Consider the following 17,685-nt stretch of genomic DNA (forward strand, 5'->3'; position numbering starts at 1 on the left):
GAGCCTACCGGCTCTTCGCGGGCGCATCAGTGGCCAGATAGGTCAGCACCGCGGCCAAACCGGCGTTGGTTGCCGCCTTGATCGTTGGCTCGTATTCGGGGAGGAACGTGGACATGTGGTTGACCGGTACGTCTTGTTCCACGCGGTCCGCCGCGACGGCCTTGTCCCACTGCTCGCGCGGGGTGCAGCCGATGAGCCAGAAGAAGTACGGCACGCCGAAGGCCTGCGGCAGCACCGGGAAGTCCTCGGAAACGGTCTTGCGCGCGGCGTTGACGGAATCGGTGCCAAAGACATCATTAAACGTGGCGCGGACCTTGTTGTACACCACCGCGTCGTTGCTCATCAGCTCGCCGTGAGCGAAGTACTCGATCGTGGGCGCCTCGGTGGAGCCGGAGGCGAGCACCTCGGCGTGGACGACGCGCTCGATCGAGGCGTAGATGCGGGCCTTGGTGCGCTCGCTGTAGAAGCGGCAGTTCAACACCAGTTCCGCGTGGCCCGGGATAATGTTGTTGGTCGTTCCCGCGTGCATGCTGGCCACGGTGACCACGGCGAAGTCGTTCGGATCCACCTCGCGGCCCACCAGTGCCTGCATGCGGGAGATGATCATCGCGGCAGTGTATGTGGGGTCGATGGAGTTGTGCGGCATCGAGCCGTGCGCGCTGCGGCCGGGGATGCGGATGCGGATGGAGTCGCAGGCAGCAAACTGCGGGCCGGACTTGGACATGACCTGCCCCGCGCGCCCGGGCATGACGTGCTGGCCGAAGCAGACTTCGGGGAAGGGGATGCGGTCCACCAATCCATCGTCCACCATCGCTTCTGCGCCTGCGCCGATCTCCTCACCAGGCTGGAACAGGGCGATAAACGTGCCCGACCACTTGTCGCGCGTGTTGTCCAGGAAGTGGCACATGCCCATCAGTGCGGCGGTATGAATGTCGTGGCCGCAGGCGTGCATGGTCCCTACTACTTCGCCGTCCTTCGTGGTGACGCGCTTGTGCGACGCGTAGGGGACGCCGGTTTGCTCGGTCACGGGCAGGCCGTCGAAGTCCGCACGGTGCAAGACCGTGCTGCCTTCGCCGTTGCGGAAGATAGCGCAGATGCCGTACTTGCCAATCGGCGCGATGACCTCGCAGTCAAGGAAGCTCAGTTCCAACAGGAGGCGTTGGTGCGTTTCCTCCTCCTGCAGCGAGAGTTCCGGGTTGGCGTGCAGCAGCTCGTAGAGCCTGCGCTGCCAGGCCGGATCGATCTCGTAGGATTCAATTATGGACGCGATATTGCTCGTGTCGCTCAAGGTTGCTCCTCCGTGTGGTCAACCCACACGCTCGATGGTTTGGGTGTATTTACCTGTTTACCACCTTGCGCGGCGCTCGAGCGATCGCGTGCGCCCCGCGTTCACCCAACCGCGGGGTTGTAGCGCAGCGCGTTGCGCGCCGGTGCGCACTCCGTCGCAATCCGGATGCCCGGGTCGATCGCGCCTTCCTCGCGCAGCCGGTACATGTTGGTCACCACACGGTCGCGAATATCAAACGGGGAGAGCGTGTTGACGTAGATCTTCGTACCGCCCTCGAACCCCGCGAGCGTGGAGATACGCCACTTGATGTTGATCCGCCACGGCATAGGCAGGTCCAGGTCCACCGGCTTGTAGTGCCACTCCTCGTTCGTCGACACCTCCGGTCCCGTCGCTGCGTGGACCGCGTGCAGCAGGTTGGACATGCCGCGGACCTCGTCCGGGGTCTGCTTCCACGGCTCGCAAGTCGGGGACTTGGAGTAGACGCTCACGGTGGGGTAGCGGTGCCCGATGCCGACGAGCACAATGGCGTGCTCGTTCTCCGCGATGACGAGGTTGTGGTAGCTGGCGTAGTTCGCGCCCCACTCGTTGTACATGTTCACGTTCTGGCGCAACTTGCTGATCTCCAGCTCGGCTTGGACCCCGCGCTCGTCGATAGCTACCAGCTGCTTGTGCAGGTGATTGAACGACGCGCCCGCGGGGGCAAGCCAGTTTTGAAACACCACCACGTAGGGCGCGTAGCGGTTCTGGTCGAGCAGGTCCGCGAGCGCGTCGATGGTGAAGGTGATGAAGCCGAAGTGTTCCTCCGGCGTGAGCGTGCCCGAGCCAGCGAGCTGTGAGTCATTCTCCGCGCCGTCAACGTAGTGCCTGCGCCCGATGATCACGTCATGCCCGCCCGCAAAATACGCGGGCACGTATGACATGAGGGTCGCCTCGTCCGGCTCGCCCTGGTGCCCGGAGGCCTTCAGCCGCGTGCGGACAATGTTGTAGATGTGCTCGCGGCCCTCGTGGTCGGCCAAGTAGCCATCCATACGCGAGCGCTGGGCCTCGGTGATCTCGTAGCCGTAGTTCTCCTTCCAGTACTGGTAGGAGACGATTTCGAAGAGGTTGGGTACGCGCCTGAATTCGGCACGTGTTTGCTCCAGCTCGTGCGGCATTTGGTTACGCAGGATGCGCCACTCCTCGCCGTTGCGCACCATCCGGGACTTCTCCGGTGGCGTGGCCAGTTGCTTCGCCTCGCAGAAGTTGCACGCGTGGGTGAAGTCGTCCCCGGAGAGCGGCTTCGGGTCGGCCGCGGGTGTGGATAGCGGCCGGTTCCCGCGCCCCGGCACGGTCCACACTTGAGTACCGGAAAACGGGTTGACCTGCTTGATCGTCCCGTCGGCCATGGTGGACAGTGCGTCGCGGTGCAAGGGCAGCGGAAAGCTCATGCGACCCAGCGTAACCCCTTGGTTAGGCTTGTCGCATGCCTCACATCCAGTTCGATGTCCTTGTCCCGCCCGCCCACGCTGGCGAAATCGGCGATGCGTTCCAGCGCGCGCTGGACATTCTCGTTCGTCGCGGCAAGCTCAGCGCCGCCTCGCTCGAGGCCCAGGGCCCAGTGCTTCTCGACGCCCCCGTGCTCGCCGTTTTCACGCGCGCCTACGAAGAAGAGCGCGGCACCGACCCCGCCGCCGACGGGGCCGAGGTGCACCGGTACCTCATCAGCGCCGAGGGCGTGGACAGCTACAACCGCCTGGCCATGGGCCTCTCGCGCATCCTTACCCCGAAGGCGGACCTGCCGCGCGACCCGGTCGCGCTTGAGCAGCAGGACTGCTTCGAGGTGCCCGCGCTCTTCCCGTGGATGGTCACGATCCTGCGCTGACCCTTCGCCGCCCCCTCGCTGATGCCTCGGCTACTCGGCGCCAGTAGCGCCGTCGTTGAGGTACGCGACCGCGATCTGCGCGCCCGCGCGGACGAGCTGCTCGCGGATATCGGCAATATCCTCCAGCTGCACAGCCAGCACGCCCCCGTCGGGCTCGCCCTCAAAGCTTCCCGCCGCCACTGCGACGGTGGGGGAGCCTGCTCCTGCCTCGCGAGCCATCTCACAGATCGCGCCGACGACCTTGCCGCTCGCGGTCTGCGAGTCGAAGCGGCCCTCTCCGGTGATCACAAGGGAGGCAGCTCCGATCAGGTCCGCTACGCCGTTCGCGTCGGCGACGGCTCGCGCGCCGGGCGTGATGTGGATGTGGCTGGCGTCGCCGTGCAGCAGCGTGGAGAGCCACGTGATGCCGATGCCCAGGCCGCCCGCGGCGCCCATCCCCGGCGTGGCGGGGTCGATCCCGGCCACCTCGCACAGGCGGGTCAGGCCCGCGTCGAGGAGCTCGACGTCCTCGGCAGACGCGCCCTTCTGCGGGCCGAACACTGCGGCTGCACCGGAGGGGCCGGTGGCCGGCGAGGTGACGTCGGTAAGCAACAGCCACTCGAGCGCGCCGGCGGGGACATTGACTTTGGCGGTGTCCAGGTCGGCGAGCTGTGTGAGGGAGCCACCGCCCGGTTTGAGCTGGTAGCCGGCCTGGTCGATGGGGTTCGCGCCGAGCGCGACGAGGATGCCGGTGCCGCCGTCGATCGTGGCGGTGCCGCCGAGGCCCAGGACGATACGCTTCGCGCCGCGCGTTTCCGCATCCGCGATGAGCACGCCGGTGCCATAGGTGTCGCCGGTGAGCGGTACCGGGTGGTCAGCGACGGCGGGGAGGCCGGAGGCTGCGGCGACGTCGATGTAGGCGGTCTCGGTGGCCGCGTCGTAGGTGTAGGTCGCCTCGGTGAGACGCCCGGCGGCGTCCGTGGTGGGGAGAGTGATGCGCTCACCAGCAAAAATGGAGGAGGTGCCCTCGCCGCCATCGGCCATGGGTGCGAGGGTGATGTCGGCGTCGCGGATGACGCTGCGGACGCCCTCGCCGAGCCACTGTGCGGCTTGTTCCGCAGTGGCGGTGCCCTTGAACGAGTCTGGTGCAATAACGATGCGCGCGGAGGGCGCTTCAACACCGTCGACGTCATTTGTGATCAAGCTCATAATTTCCCCTTTTTCCGTGCGTGCTGGGATGTTGAGGGCATTGTAGCTGGCTGCCAAGAATGAAAATTCGGCAGTTTTCTATCGCGAGACCGAAACCTACTGTAGGCTGAACCGCGATCCTGAAACCTACTGCCTAACAGGTATTGAAAGGAAAGCTCATGAGCTCGATCGAACAAGAGGTCGCTGGCTACTACGACAAGCTGCTCCAGCGCAACGCCGGTGAGCCGGAATTCCACCAGGCCGTCGCCGAAGTGCTCGACTCCCTGAAGATCGTCCTGGGCAAGGACCCGCACTACGCGGACTACGGGCTTATTGAGCGTCTGTGCGAGCCGGAGCGCCAGATCATCTTCCGCGTCCCCTGGATGGATGACAATAACGAGATCCGCGTCAACCGCGGCTTCCGCGTCCAGTTCAACTCGGCGCTTGGCCCCTACAAGGGCGGCCTGCGCTTCCACCCGTCCGTGAACCTGGGCATCATCAAGTTCCTTGGCTTCGAGCAGATCTTCAAGAACTCTCTGACCGGCCTTCCCATCGGCGGCGGCAAGGGCGGTTCCGACTTTGACCCGAAGGGCAAGTCCGAGGGCGAGGTCATGCGCTTCTGCCAGTCCTTTATGACTGAGCTGTGGCGCCACATCGGCGAGTACCGCGACGTCCCCGCCGGCGACATTGGCGTGGGCGGCCGCGAGATCGGATTCCTCTTCGGCCAATACCGCCGCCTGGCAAACCAGCACGAGTCTGGTGTCCTGACAGGGAAGGGTCTGACCTGGGGCGGCTCCCTCGTCCGCACCGAGGCAACCGGTTACGGCTGCGTGTACTTCACGCAGGAGATGATGAAGGCAAAGGGCGAGTCCCTCGACGGCGCGAAGGTCATCGTCTCCGGTTCCGGCAACGTGGCCATCTATGCAGCGCAGAAGGCACAGGAGCTCGGCGCCACGGTCGTCGGCATGTCCGACTCCTCCGGCTGGGTCGAGACCCCGAACGGCGTCGACGTTGAGCTGCTGCGTGACGTCAAGGAGGTTCGCCGCGCACGCATCAGTGACTACGCAAAGGAGACGGAGGGCGCGACCTACCACGAGGACGGCTCCATCTGGGACCTCAAGGCGGATGTTGCCCTGCCGTGCGCGACCCAGAACGAGCTGGACGGTGAGCACGCGAAGAAGCTCATCTCCAACGGCGTGAAGTACGTGGCGGAGGGCGCAAACATGCCGTCCACCGCAGAGGCAGTGGAGGTCTTCCGCGCAAAGAAGATCTCTTTCGGCCCGGGCAAGGCCGCCAACGCCGGTGGCGTGGCGACCTCGGCACTGGAGATGCAGCAGAACGCGTCGCGTGACTCCTGGACCTTCGACTACACCGACGGCCGCCTGCACCAGATCATGTCCGGCATCTTCAACGTCACGGCGAACACCGCGGAGGAGTACGACCATGCTGGCGACTACGTCATCGGTGCGAACATCGCGGGCTTTAAGAAGGTCGCAGACGCGATGCTGGCGCAGGGCGTCATCTAACCGCCGCAGTCGTTGTAGTTGTTGTTGGACACTGGTTCCGCCTTCGCTTCGCGCGGGGCGGATTCCAGTAGGCTATTGAGCTATGTATCGCGTATTTGAAGCACTGGACGAGCTTGTCAAGACTGTTGAGGGTGCATACGGCGTGCCAATGACCGCCAACTGCATGGTTCCGCGCAACGAGATGCTCACGCTTCTCGACGACATCCGGGAGTCCCTCCCCAAGGAGATCGATGATGCGCAGGACGTCCTGGATAAGCAGGACGAGATCCTTATTGGTGCCGAAAACCGCGCGGACCAGCTCGTGGGCGACGCGAAGGCGGAGGCAGACCACATCCTCGGGGACGCACAGTCCCAGTCCGAATCCATGTTGAGCGACGCGCAGGCGCAGGCCACCTCGCTGGTCGCCCGTGCCGAGCAGGACGCGGAGAGCATCACCTCGCGCGCTCAGGAGGAAGCGGACTACGCGCTCGACAGCGCCCACACCGAGGCCGAGCGCCTCGTTGAGGACGGGAAGCAGCAGTACCAGCGCTCCATCGACGAGGGCCTTGCGCAGCAGGAGCACCTCATCTCCGAGTCCGAGGTCATGCGCCGCGCCGACGAGGAGGCGCACCGCTTGGTCGAGCAGGCGCACTCCGAGTCGTCCCGACTGCGCGGCGAGTGCGACGACTACGTGGATTCCAAGCTGGCGGAGTTCGAGGAGTCGCTGTCCTCCGTCCTGCGCACTGTGTCCTCGGACCGTTCCGCGCTGCGCCGTGGCGCCGGTGCAGCCGGTACGTCGCGCGACCGCGGTGACAGCAGGGGAGACGTAAGGACGGACCATTACGAGCCTCGCGGCTACCCGCGCAGCGGCCGGAGCCAGCGAGCTGACCGCGGAAACCGTGAGTAGGATACTGGCTGTTATGGCTAAGAATCCTTTCATTGTTGATGTCGCCGACGCACTCCACGGCGACGGAATGCCAGTCACCGTCCACCTGTCCGGCCCGAGCCCGTCGAGGGTGGGGCCGGAGATGATTGCCCTCCCGGAGGGCCAGGAAGTGGACGTGGATGCGACCATCACCCCGCTCGGCTCGGGCGTGCTCGTGGACGCCAGCCTGACCGCTCAGTTCAAGGGCGAGTGCGTCCGCTGCTTGAAGACGCTGACGCCCACGAAGACACTGCAGATCTCGCAGGTGTTTGAAGGCGACGACGGCTTCATCGTCGGCGATGCAGAAGCTGAGGAGGACCAGGGCTCGGGCGATGAGATCCGCCGGATTGAGGACGAAACGGTTGACCTTGAGCAGGCGTTTGTGGACGAGGCGGGCCTGACCCTACCGTTCAACCCGGTTTGCGAGCCAGAGTGCGACGGCGACACCGAGGTCCCCGACCCGGACGGCGTGTCAGGGGAGGAAAACAACCTGGTTGACCCGCGTTGGGCCGGTTTGGAGAAGTTCCTGTGAGCCGGTCCCGCAAACACAAACTCTCCGGCGAGGAGGCCCTTGCGCAAGCCTTCGCTGCAGTGCACCACTCGCCGCTGCTCGAGCGCATCGGCGTGCAGCTTGACGACGATTACCTGCGCCTCGCCCTGACGCACCGCTCCTTTGCCAACGAGCACGGTCACCTCCCAAACAACGAGCGCCTTGAGTTCCTCGGCGACGCCGTGCTGGGGCTGTCGGTGGCCACGAAGCTGTTCGAGCTCTATCCGTCACGACCGGAGTCCGATCTGTCTCCGATGCGTGCGGCCATCGTGTCGCGCTACGGGCTGGCGGACATCGCCCGCGAGATTGACCTGGGCCCGCACATCCTGTTGGGCAAAGGCGAAGAGGCCACGGGCGGCCGGAAGAAGGACTCGATCTTGGCCGATACGACCGAGGCCCTGTTTGGCGCGATCTACCGGCAGCACGGCTTCACCGCGGCACGGGACGTCGTGCTCCGGTTGTTCGACGACAAGCTGCAGCACGCCACCGTCTCCGGCAAGCACAAGGACTGGAAGACCGAACTGCAGGAGCGCCTCGCAGAGCTGAAGGCCCCGTTGGCGGAGTACCGCGCCACCTCGGTGGGCCCCGACCACGACAAGACCTTTACTTCCGACGTCTTCGTCGGCGAGGAGTCCCGTGGCCGCGGTGTCGGCCCGAGCAAGAAGCTGGCGGAGCAAGAAGCGGCGCGCAACGCGGTCCGGTTCCTCCGCGACCACCCCGAGGCCGTGGCGGGCACCGCCAAGGAGCACTAAGTGCCCGAACTGCCAGAGGTGGAGGTGGTCCGCCGCGGGCTCGATCGCCACGTGGTCGGCCGCACGTTCACCGCGGTCGAGGTGCTGCACCCCCGCGCGGTCCGCGGGAACACCCACGACCTCGCAGCTGTCCTGCCCGGAACAACCATTACCGGCACCGGGCGGCGCGGCAAGTTCATGTGGCTCACGCTGGATTGCGCCGACGCCCTTGTCATCCACCTCCGCATGAGCGGGCAGATGCTCGTCGGCGCTCCGGGCAGCGTTGACAGCCCGCACCTGCGCATTCGGGCCCTGCTTGGCGGTTCCGGCCGCGATAGCGCAGTGGCAGGGGAGCCGCTCGAGCTGGACTTCGTGGACCAGCGCACCTTCGGGCTGTGGCAGTACGCCCCGTTTTCTGGCGATGTGCCCGAACCAGTCGCGCACATTGCCCCGGACCCGTTCGAGGACGACTTTGACGCGGTCGCAACGGCGCGCCTGATTCGCACGAAACGCTCGGCGATTAAGACGGTGTTGCTCAACCAAGAGGTGGTGAGCGGGATCGGGTCGATTTATGCCGATGAGGCGATGTGGGCGGCGGGCGTGAGGCCGTCGAAAAGCGCCCGCTCGCTGCGCCAACGCGACACCATCGCGCTGTTGGACCACGCGCGGGACGTGATGGCACGCGCCCTCGAGCAGGGCGGCACCAGTTTCGATTCCCTCTACGTCAACGTCAACGGCGCCTCGGGGTACTTCTCGCGCTCGTTAAACGCATACGGGCAAGCGGGCGCACCGTGCGCCCGTTGCGGGACCCCCATCGAACGGATGGTGGTGGGCGGGCGCTCCAGCTTCTACTGCCCCCAGTGCCAACGCGGCTAACTGCCCGCCCACGAATGTGGGGAAGCGTACATCGTCGTTGCGAGTTTCCTCATATCACCCATTAAGATTCCCGCCATGGAATCCGCAACGTCGTTTGTGAACGACTCGCTCAATGGCATCATCTGGAACGTCGTTCCTTGGCTGCTCCTGGCAGCCGGTATCTACTTCGGCCTCCGCACCATCTTTGTGCAGATCCGACTCCTGCCTGAAATGCTCAAGGCGGTCACCGAGACACCAAAGGGCAAGGACCGCGAGGGCCGCGACCTTGATGAGGAATACGGTGGCATCTCCGCGTTCAAGGCCTTCACTATCTCCGCAGCGTCCCGCGTGGGCACCGGCAACATCGCCGGCGTTGCGCTGGCCATCTCCGTCGGCGGCCCGGGCGCCGTGTTCTGGATGTGGATCATCGCCCTGGTCGGCGGCGCTACCGCGTTCGTCGAGTCCACGCTCGCGCAGCTGTGGAAGACCAAGGACGAGGACGGGAACTACCACGGCGGCCCGGCCTACTACATGACGCGCGGGCTGAACTGGAAGCCGCTGGCCGTCATCTTCGCCGTCGCGCTGTCGCTGACCTACGGTTTTGTGTACAACGCCATTCAGACCAACTCCATCGTGGAGGCAGTCGGCGGCTCGTTCAACACCGACTCCGTCGCCATGAAGTGCATCGTCGCCGCGGCGGTTGCGGCGCTGACGGCGATGATCATCTTCGGCGGCGTGACCCGCATCGCGAGCGTGACGCAGATCATCGTGCCGTTCATGGCCATCGCGTACATCCTGATCGGCCTGCTCGTGATCATCATGAACATCACCGAGGTGCCCGGGATGTTCGCCCTCATCGTCGGACACGCCCTCGGCCTCAAGCAGGTCGCCGGCGCCGGGCTGGGCGTCGCGTTCGCCCAGGGCATGCGCCGCGGTTTGTTCTCCAACGAGGCCGGCCAGGGCTCCGCGCCGAACGCGGCGGCGACCGCGACGGTGTCGCACCCGGTCAAGCAGGGCCTGGTGCAAACCCTCGGCGTGTACTTTGACACCCTCGTGGTCTGCACCATCACCGCCTTCATCGTGCTGCTCGGCCCAGCTGTTTCCTACGGCAACGATGACATCCAGGGCGCGTCGCTGACCCAGTCCGCGCTGGCGGACAGCGTCGGCGCGTGGGGCACCCACGCCGTCACCTTCATCCTGTTCTTCCTCGCCTTCTCCTCCGTGATTGGCAATTACTACTTGGCGCAGGCCAACGTGGAGTACCTCACCGACTCGAAGCTCGTCATGCTGCTCTTCCGCCTCGGCGTGATCGGCTTTGTCATCTTCGGCGCCTTCGGCTCGCTGCCGCTCGTGTGGGCGCTGGGCGACACCATGGCGGGCACCATGGCAATCATCAACATCATCGCCATCGTCCCGCTCGGCGGGGTGGCCTTCAAGCTGCTGAAGAACTACAACGAGCAGCGCGCCAAGGGCGTCGACCCGGTCTTCCACCGGGACATGGTCCCGGGGCTGAAAAACGTGGAGTACTGGGACGGCTCCGACCCGGTCACCCGCCGCAGCGCGGAGGACCTGAAGGTGGCGGATCATCCGGATCAGTAGCCGCGGCTAGTGTGGTGGCATGACTGAACAGCTTGTGAGAATGACAGCCCACGTCCATGGACACGTCCAGGGCGTGGGTTTTCGTTGGTGGACCCGGTCCCGCGCCCTGGAGCTGGGGCTGCGCGGGTACGCGAAGAACCTCGCCGACGGGCGTGTCGAGGTTGTTGCGGAGGGGGAGCGAGGGAGCGTCGAGAAGCTTTTTGCGCTGCTGAACGAGGAATCGTCGACGGCGAAGCGCCCGGGGCGCGTGGAGTTTGTCGGCGTGCAGTACGGCGAGCCGAAGGGGCTTTCCGGCTTTGAGGAACGCTAAGGACGGGCTGCGGCCCGGGCAGGTACACTGACGCCAATGCACCTGAAATCGCTGACGCTCAAAGGATTCAAGTCCTTCGCTTCAGCGACCACGATGAAATTCGAGCCCGGAATTTGCGCCGTGGTGGGGCCGAACGGCTCCGGCAAGTCGAACGTCGTGGACGCGCTCGCGTGGGTGATGGGGGAGCAGGGCGCGAAGAACCTGCGCGGCGGGAAGATGCAGGACGTGATCTTCGCCGGTGCCGGTGACCGCAAGCCGCTCGGCCGCGCGGAAGTCACCCTCACCTTTGATAACTCGGACAAGCACCTGCCCATCGAGTACACCGAGGTGGCGATTACGCGCCGCATGTTCCGCGACGGCGCGTCCGAGTACGAGATCAACGGGTCCAAGGCCCGGCTGATGGACATCCAGGAGCTGCTGTCGGATTCCGGCATCGGCCGCGAGATGCACATCATCGTCGGCCAGGGCAAGCTCTCCGAAATCCTGGAGTCGCGCCCCGAGGAGCGCCGCGCCTATATCGAGGAAGCGGCGGGGGTGCTCAAGCACCGGCGCCGCAAGGAGAAGGCGCAGCGCAAGCTCACCGGCATGCAGGCGAACCTCGACCGCCTTACCGACCTGACCGAGGAGCTGGGCAAACAGCTCAAGCCGCTGGCCCGCCAGGCTGAGGCCGCGAAGCGTGCCGCCACCGTGCAGTCCACGTTGCGCGAGGCCCGCATGTCGCTCGCTGGCCACCAGGTGGTGACGCTGCGCAGCACGCTTCTCGACGCCACCCGCGCCGCCGAACTCCTCGCCGAGCAGGTCGAGACCGCGACTGCCGCACTGGAAGAAGCGGAGCAGACGCAGGCGGAGATCGAGTTCGAGCAGGAGGAGGCGCAGCCGCAGGCGGAGCAGGCCCAGCAGGTGTGGTTCACGCTGTCCACCCTGGCGGAGCGTGCCAATGCGACAGTCCGCATCGCCTCCGAGCGCGCACAGAACGCGGGCGCGCAGGTGCCCTACGCGGGCCAAGACCCGGAGGAGCTGCTGCGCCGCGCAGCATTCGCCGACGAGGACTACGCCGAGGCGCTCGAAGCTGCGGAGGAGGCCGCCGAGAGGCTCGAGACGCTGCGCGAGGAGGTCGCGGAGAAACAGGAAGCGTTCGACGCCGCCGAGCGCGAGCACATGGCGCAGGTGCGCGCGATCGCGGACCGGCGCGAAGGTGTGGTGAGGCTGCTCGCGCAGGAGGAATCGCAGCAGAGCGCGATCACTGCGGCCGAGGAGGACGTGGCGCGGCTGACCGAGCTGCTCGAGGAGACGCGCACCCGCGCCCGCGCGGCGGAGAAGGAGGCTCGCGAGGCCGCCGAGCAGGTAGCGAACGTGGATACGCAGCGCGCCCCGCTGGACGAGGCCCATGTGCGCGCCTACACGGAGTCCGACGCCGCCGACAAGCGCCTCGAGCAACTGCGCGCCCAGCAGCGCGAGCGCGAGCGGGCCGTGTTCACTCTGGAATCGCGCATCTCCACGCTGCAGGAGCAGGCGCCGAAGCAGCCGGCAGCGGAGATCGTCAGCGAGGCGGCGCCGCTCGCGGGGCTGGTCACCGCGGAACCGGGCGTGGACCGGGCGCTGTCCGCCGCGCTCGGCCAGTACGCGGAGGCATTGGTCGGCGACGTCACCGCAGAAACGGTCGAGCGCCTCGCGGATGCGGCCCGCACCGTGGTGATCGACCGCAGCGGCGGCAGCGCGTGGCGCCTCGACGCGGAATCCCCGGTGGACTGGCTCCTCGACCACCTGCGCATCGACGCCTCGGTGCTGGGGCCGGTGACGCGTTTGCTTGTCGACGTCGCACTCACCGACGACCTCCCCACCGCCCGCCAGCTGGTGGACGACGACCCCCGGCTTCGCGCCGTTACGCGCGACGGCGTCGTTGTCGGCGAGGGTTGGGTCGCCGCCGGCACAGGTGCCACCACCTCGGTGGAAGTGAGTGCCCAGATCGAACGCGCCCGCGAGGAACTCGACGTGGCCCAGGCCCAACTCGAGGAGCTCTCGGGCACGTTGGAGGGCGCGAAGCTGGCCGCGGAGGACGCGCGCGTGACCGCCGCGAGCGCGAAGGCGGCGCTGCGCGAATACGACGCGGAGTCCGAGCGCCAGCAGCGCGACCACGAGCGGCTGGAAAAGCAGTGGCAGGCCAACAAACACGAACATGAGCGTGCTGCGCAGCGCGCCACGGAGGCAGAGGCCCGACTCGCCGCCCGCCGCGAGGACTTGGCGCAGACTCGTGACCGGCTTGCCCGCGTCAACGATGAGGACACACCCAGCGAGGAGCCGTCGTCCGCCCAGCGCGACTCGGCGCAGCAGGAACTGAACCAGGTCAAGGCGATGGAGATGGAGGCCACGCTCGCCTCCCGGTCCGCGCAGGCCGCGGCGGAGCAGCGCGCGGGGCGCGGCGACGCCCTGCGCCGGCAGGCGGAGCACGAGAAGCAGGCGAAGGCACGCCACGACGCGGCGATGCAGAAGCGTCGCGCGCAGGCGGAGCTCGCCCGCACCGTCTCCGAGCAGGGCCGCGACCTGATCGCCCGGATCCAGGACGCGTTGTCCCGTGCGGCGGAGGAGCGCGACCGGTGGCAGGGGAGCGTCGTCAAGCTGCAGGCGCGACTGCAGCAGGCCCGCAGCCAGGTCTCGGCGGCCCGGCAGCAGCTCAAGCGGCTCACCGACAGCGCGCACAATTCGGAGATTGCGCAGTCGCAGGCGCAGGTGCGTATCGACGAAGCCGAGAAGAAGATCACCGAGTCCCTCGGCGTTGCCATCCCGGACCTCCTGCGCGATTACACCCCGGGAGAGGATTTCGATGAGGCCGCCGAACAGGCGCGGCTGAAGCAAGCCGAGAAGGATCTGCGCGCGCTGGGCAAGGTGAACCCGCTGGCGCTCGAGGAGTTCAAGGCGCTCGAGGAGCGCTACTCGTTCCTGTCCACGCAGCTGGATGACGTGATCAAGGCGCGCGAGGATCTCACCGGCGTGATCAACGACGTCGACGCGCAGATCCTGCAACTTTTCACCGATGCGTGGAAAGACGTCGAGGACGAGTTCCCGCGCGTCTTCCACACCCTGTTCCCGGGCGGCGAGGCGCGGCTCGTGCTCACCGAGCCTGACGACATGCTCGCCACCGGAATTGAGATCGAGGCGCGCCCGCCGGGCAAGAAGGTTAAGCGCCTGTCCTTGCTCTCCGGCGGCGAGAAGTCGCTCACCGCGCTCGCGTTCTTGGTGGCCATCTTCCGCGCTCGCCCCAGCCCGTTCTACGTGCTGGATGAGGTCGAGGCAGCGCTTGATGACGTCAACCTTCGCCGCCTCATCGCCCTGCTCAAGGAGCTGCGGGAGGACTCGCAGCTGATCGTGATCACGCACCAGAAGCCGACCATGGATGTGGCGAACGTGCTCTACGGCGTGACCATGCGCGGCGACGGCGTGACGCGCGTCCTGTCGCAGCGAATGCAGCCTGCGGCTGACTAGCTCCGCCGCGCCTGGCACTATGGGTGCCATGGATATGGAACTAGTAATGAACTCGCCACTACTGTGGATCATCGTCGCGATCATCGTCGTTGTCCTCATCATCGTGGGCATCGTCGTGGTCGGGCGCCGCAGGAAAGAAGAAAAGACCGTCTCCTTTGAAAAGACGGAGGAGCCGAAGGAACTCACCCAGCAGGAGAAATCCGGCAATTACCAGGCCAAGGGTGGTTTCAATTTTGCGCCCGCCGCCGCCCCCGACGCACCTGCGAAGGAGCCGGTCAAGGAGCCAGTGCTTCGCGACGAGCCCGTGGCCCCAGTAGCCAAGGAAGAGCCGAAGGCTGCAGCGGCTCCCATTCCGGAGCCGGTTGAGGAGCCTGTCGCGGAGCCGGTGGAGGATCCGGTTGCGGAGCCGGTTGAGGAGCCCGCACAGAACGAGGCGCCGGTGGAAGCCGCCGACCGCGACACCAGCAATCCCAGCGACTCCAGCGACACCGACGAGACGGTCGTGCTGAACACTGACGAGCCGGAGGCCTCCGAGACCGTCGTGGCCCCGGAGGACATCGCGCCCACCGAGCAGGAGACCGAAGCCACCGAGGCCGCCGAAGCCGCTGCTGTGACCGCCGAGAGCGCCGGCGCTGCGCGTGAAGCGGGTGCTGAGCCGAGTGATGAGGTGGTCGTCGAGAAGCATGATGCCCCCGCGGAAGAGCTCGACGAGATCGAGCCTGCTGCCGGGCGCATTGGCAAGCTGCGCGGGCGCTTGTCGCGTTCGCAGAACGCGATCGGGCAGGGCTTGCTCGGGATCCTCACTGCCGGCGACCTCGACGAGGACGCGTGGGAGGAGATCGAGGACACGCTGATCATGGCGGACCTCGGCACCAATCTGACCCTGCGTGTCACCGAGAATCTGCGCGAGAAGATCGCGGAGCGCGGCGTGTCCACGGAGGCTGAGGCCCGCGCGATGCTGCGCGAGACGCTCATCGAGGCCGCGCGTCCGGACATGGACCGCTCTATCAAGGCGATGCCGAATGAGGGCAAGCCCGCCGTCATCCTGGTCGCCGGCGTGAACGGCACCGGCAAGACCACCACCACCGGCAAGCTTGCGCGCGTGCTCGTGTCCATGGGCCACTCCGTGGTGCTCGGCGCAGCCGATACGTTCCGCGCCGCCGCTGCCGACCAGCTGGAGACCTGGGGCCGCCGCGTCGGCGCCTCGACCGTGCGCGGTAAGGAGGGCGCGGACCCGGCGTCCGTCGCCTTCGACGCGGTCGCGACCGGCGTGCAGGAGGGCGCGGACGTGGTGCTCATTGACACCGCCGGCCGCCTGCACACCTCCACCGACCTCATGGACCAGCTGGGCAAGGTCAAGCGCGTGGTGGAGAAGAAGAGCAACGTCGACGAGGTGCTGCTCGTGCTCGACGCCACCGTCGGCCAGAACGGTATTGCGCAGGCGCGCGTGTTCCGCGAGGTCGTTGACATCACCGGCGTCGTCTTGACCAAGCTCGACGGTACGGCGAAGGGTGGCATCGTTTTCCAGGTCCAGGAGGAGCTCGGCGTGCCCGTCAAGCTCGTCGGCCTGGGCGAGGGCGCGGACGACCTCGCGCCGTTCGAGGTGGAAAGCTTCGTCGACGCGCTGCTGGGCTAGACCTGCTGGGCTAGACCGGCTGAGTTCTGGGCTTTCGCGCCCAGGCACTAGGCTAGAACGAGTTCATTTTTAGCAAGCGCTTTTAGCACGCTTATCGACGAAGCGAACAGGAGTACTGACGTGTTCGAGTCACTGTCCGACCGCCTCCAAGATGCCCTCGGTGGCTTGCGCGGAAAAGGCAAGCTCACCGAGGACGACATTAAGGCGACCACGCGTGAGATTCGCCTCGCCCTGCTCGAGGCGGACGTCTCCCTGACCGTCGTCAAGGCCTTTATCAAGCGGGTGAAGGAGCGCGCGCTCGGTGCGGACGTGTCCGAGGCGCTCAACCCAGCGCAGCAGGTTGTCAAGATCGTTGATGAGGAGCTCACCTCGATCCTCGGCGGGGAGACCCGCCGCCTGAACTTGGCGAAGAATCCGCCGACCGTCATCATGCTCGCGGGCCTCCAGGGCGCGGGTAAGACCACGCTCGCCGGTAAGCTGGCCAACCACCTCTCGAAGCAGGGACACACCCCGATGCTGGTGGCGTGTGACCTGCAGCGACCGGGCGCTGTCCAGCAGCTGCAGATCGTCGGCGAGCGCGCCGGCGTGCAGACCTTTGCGCCGGATCCGGGTACGTCCATCGACTCCTACGAGCACGAGATGGGGTCCTCCCACGGCGACCCGGTCGCGGTTGCGCAGCAGGGTATCGAGTACGCGAAGCAGACCAAGCACGACGTGGTCATTATCGATACCGCGGGTCGCCTGGGCATCGACGAGACGCTGATGACGCAGGCGCGCAACATCCGCGACGCGGTGAGCCCGGACGAAGTCCTCTTCGTCATCGACGCGATGATCGGCCAAGACGCGGTGAGCACCGCGCAGGCCTTCGCTGACGGCGTCGACTTCACCGGCGTGGTCCTGACCAAGCTGGACGGCGACGCCCGAGGTGGTGCCGCGCTGTCGATCCGCGAGGTGACCGGTAAGCCGATCCTGTTCGCGTCGACAGGCGAAAAGCTCGACGACTTTGATGTCTTCCACCCGGACCGCATGTCCAGCCGCATCCTCGGCATGGGCGACCTGCTCTCGCTGATCGAGCAGGCCGAGCAGACCTACAACGAGAAGGACGCCGAGGAAGCGGCGTCCAAGTTGGCTTCCGGCGAGCTTACACTCGAGGACTTCCTCAACCAGCTGCTCATGATCCGGCGCATGGGTCCGATTGGCAACCTGCTGAAGATGATGCCGGGCGGCAAGCAGATGAACCAGATGGCCGACATGGTGGACGAGAAGCAGCTCGACCGCATCCAGGCCATCATCCGCGGCATGACGCCGGCGGAGCGCGAGGACCCGAAGATCCTCAATGCTTCACGACGCAAGCGCATCGCCAAGGGCTCCGGTGTCGAGGTCTCCGACGTGAACCAGCTGGTGGAGCGCTTCTTTGAGGCGAAGAAGATGATGGGCAAGATGGCCGGCCAGTTTGGCATGGGTGGCGGCATGCCCGGTATGCCGGGGATGCCGGGTGGCCGCTCGGCAACCAAGAAGAAGCCGAAGGGCCGCAAGGGCAAGAATGGCAAGCGTAAGCCGCCGAAGCGCCGTGGTGGCGGCGGGATGCCAGGGATGCCGGGGATGCCCGCGATGCCAGGCATGGGCGGCGGCATGCCGGACATGAAGGAGCTAAAGAAGCTGCAGGAGCAGCTGCCTCCGGGGATGGACGGCATGGACCTGGACAACCTCGACTTCGGCGAAGCGATGAAGCGCATGGGGAAGAAGAAGTAACACTCGCCCCCTGCGGTGTGCGCTAT

The 17,685-nt window shown here is 66.3% G+C and carries 14 protein-coding genes; 11 read left to right on the forward strand and 3 right to left on the reverse strand.

Going from position 1 to position 17,685, the window contains the following annotated elements; all coding sequences use genetic code 11:
• Nucleotides 1-4: 4 nt before the first annotated feature.
• Complete coding sequence (locus OVO38_RS05080) at nucleotides 5-1,288, reverse strand: amidohydrolase (protein WP_095545913.1); 1,284 nt, start codon at nucleotides 1,286-1,288, stop codon at nucleotides 5-7.
• A 101-nt stretch (nucleotides 1,289-1,389) separates the two neighbouring features.
• A complete protein-coding gene (locus OVO38_RS05085; protein WP_186439372.1) occupies nucleotides 1,390-2,715 on the reverse strand; it encodes a DUF4921 family protein in 1,326 nt (441 codons plus the stop codon).
• 35 nt (nucleotides 2,716-2,750) lie between these two features.
• On the opposite strand from OVO38_RS05085, the gene OVO38_RS05090 reads away from it, so the two are divergent.
• Nucleotides 2,751-3,149: a hypothetical protein gene (locus OVO38_RS05090; RefSeq protein ID WP_267207911.1), complete on the forward strand. Its 399-nt coding sequence runs from the start codon at nucleotides 2,751-2,753 to the stop codon at nucleotides 3,147-3,149.
• Between the two features lie 30 nt (nucleotides 3,150-3,179).
• On the opposite strand, the gene OVO38_RS05095 is transcribed toward OVO38_RS05090, so the two are convergent.
• The gene (locus tag OVO38_RS05095) at nucleotides 3,180-4,337 is read right to left on the reverse strand and encodes a glycerate kinase (RefSeq protein ID WP_267207912.1); all 1,158 of its coding nucleotides are present in this window, start codon (nucleotides 4,335-4,337) and stop codon (nucleotides 3,180-3,182) included.
• Nucleotides 4,338-4,495: 158 nt separating this feature from the next.
• Here OVO38_RS05095 and gdhA point away from each other — a divergent pair, with 158 nt between their 5' ends.
• The 10 genes from gdhA (at nucleotide 4,496) to ffh (ending at nucleotide 17,659) form a co-directional block, all read left to right on the forward strand.
• Nucleotides 4,496-5,842, forward strand: a complete 1,347-nt coding sequence (gdhA, locus tag OVO38_RS05100; RefSeq protein WP_122086121.1) for an NADP-specific glutamate dehydrogenase — start codon at nucleotides 4,496-4,498, stop codon at nucleotides 5,840-5,842.
• Nucleotides 5,843-5,924: 82 nt separating this feature from the next.
• Nucleotides 5,925-6,728, forward strand: a complete 804-nt coding sequence (locus OVO38_RS05105) for a DivIVA domain-containing protein (RefSeq protein ID WP_095534830.1) — start codon at nucleotides 5,925-5,927, stop codon at nucleotides 6,726-6,728.
• A 13-nt stretch (nucleotides 6,729-6,741) separates the two neighbouring features.
• Entirely contained in the window at nucleotides 6,742-7,278 is a 537-nt protein-coding gene (locus OVO38_RS05110; RefSeq protein ID WP_095553952.1) for a YceD family protein, read from the forward strand.
• Nucleotides 7,275-8,048 carry a ribonuclease III gene (gene rnc, locus OVO38_RS05115; RefSeq protein WP_267207913.1) on the forward strand — a complete coding sequence of 258 codons (774 nt, stop codon included), beginning with the start codon at nucleotides 7,275-7,277 and terminating at the stop codon, nucleotides 8,046-8,048. Before OVO38_RS05110 ends, rnc begins: the two co-directional genes overlap by 4 nt.
• A complete protein-coding gene (gene mutM, locus OVO38_RS05120) occupies nucleotides 8,049-8,903 on the forward strand; it encodes a bifunctional DNA-formamidopyrimidine glycosylase/DNA-(apurinic or apyrimidinic site) lyase (RefSeq protein ID WP_095536782.1) in 855 nt (284 codons plus the stop codon). It begins immediately after the preceding gene.
• 75 nt (nucleotides 8,904-8,978) lie between these two features.
• Entirely contained in the window at nucleotides 8,979-10,481 is a 1,503-nt protein-coding gene (locus tag OVO38_RS05125) for an alanine/glycine:cation symporter family protein (RefSeq protein WP_095277505.1), read from the forward strand.
• Between the two features lie 19 nt (nucleotides 10,482-10,500).
• Complete coding sequence (locus OVO38_RS05130) at nucleotides 10,501-10,791, forward strand: acylphosphatase (protein ID WP_095534828.1); 291 nt, start codon at nucleotides 10,501-10,503, stop codon at nucleotides 10,789-10,791.
• Between the two features lie 36 nt (nucleotides 10,792-10,827).
• A complete protein-coding gene (gene smc, locus OVO38_RS05135) occupies nucleotides 10,828-14,271 on the forward strand; it encodes a chromosome segregation protein SMC (RefSeq protein WP_267207914.1) in 3,444 nt (1,147 codons plus the stop codon).
• 46 nt (nucleotides 14,272-14,317) lie between these two features.
• Entirely contained in the window at nucleotides 14,318-15,907 is a 1,590-nt protein-coding gene (gene ftsY, locus OVO38_RS05140; RefSeq protein WP_267207915.1) for a signal recognition particle-docking protein FtsY, read from the forward strand.
• Nucleotides 15,908-16,027: 120 nt separating this feature from the next.
• Entirely contained in the window at nucleotides 16,028-17,659 is a 1,632-nt protein-coding gene (ffh, locus tag OVO38_RS05145; protein ID WP_267207916.1) for a signal recognition particle protein, read from the forward strand.
• The last annotated feature ends 26 nt before the right edge of the window (nucleotides 17,660-17,685 follow it).

Origin of the sequence: Corynebacterium sp. Marseille-P8863, assembly GCF_946902955.1 — a bacterium.
Taxonomy (GTDB): Bacteria; Actinomycetota; Actinomycetes; order Mycobacteriales; family Mycobacteriaceae; genus Corynebacterium; species Corynebacterium gottingense.

What these genes read in the sequence shown, in the direction of transcription:
- OVO38_RS05085 (WP_186439372.1), bottom strand. Translation starts at nt 2,715, where the DNA reads ATGAGCTTTCCGCTGCCCTTGCACCGCGACGCACTGTCCACCATGGCC.
- OVO38_RS05090 (WP_267207911.1), top strand. Translation starts at nt 2,751, where the DNA reads ATGCCTCACATCCAGTTCGATGTCCTTGTCCCGCCCGCCCACGCTGGC.
- OVO38_RS05095 (WP_267207912.1), bottom strand. Translation starts at nt 4,337, where the DNA reads ATGAGCTTGATCACAAATGACGTCGACGGTGTTGAAGCGCCCTCCGCG.
- gdhA (WP_122086121.1), top strand. Translation starts at nt 4,496, where the DNA reads ATGAGCTCGATCGAACAAGAGGTCGCTGGCTACTACGACAAGCTGCTC.
- OVO38_RS05105 (WP_095534830.1), top strand. Translation starts at nt 5,925, where the DNA reads ATGTATCGCGTATTTGAAGCACTGGACGAGCTTGTCAAGACTGTTGAG.
- OVO38_RS05110 (WP_095553952.1), top strand. Translation starts at nt 6,742, where the DNA reads ATGGCTAAGAATCCTTTCATTGTTGATGTCGCCGACGCACTCCACGGC.
- OVO38_RS05125 (WP_095277505.1), top strand. Translation starts at nt 8,979, where the DNA reads ATGGAATCCGCAACGTCGTTTGTGAACGACTCGCTCAATGGCATCATC.
- OVO38_RS05130 (WP_095534828.1), top strand. Translation starts at nt 10,501, where the DNA reads ATGACTGAACAGCTTGTGAGAATGACAGCCCACGTCCATGGACACGTC.
- smc (WP_267207914.1), top strand. Translation starts at nt 10,828, where the DNA reads ATGCACCTGAAATCGCTGACGCTCAAAGGATTCAAGTCCTTCGCTTCA.
- ftsY (WP_267207915.1), top strand. Translation starts at nt 14,318, where the DNA reads ATGAACTCGCCACTACTGTGGATCATCGTCGCGATCATCGTCGTTGTC.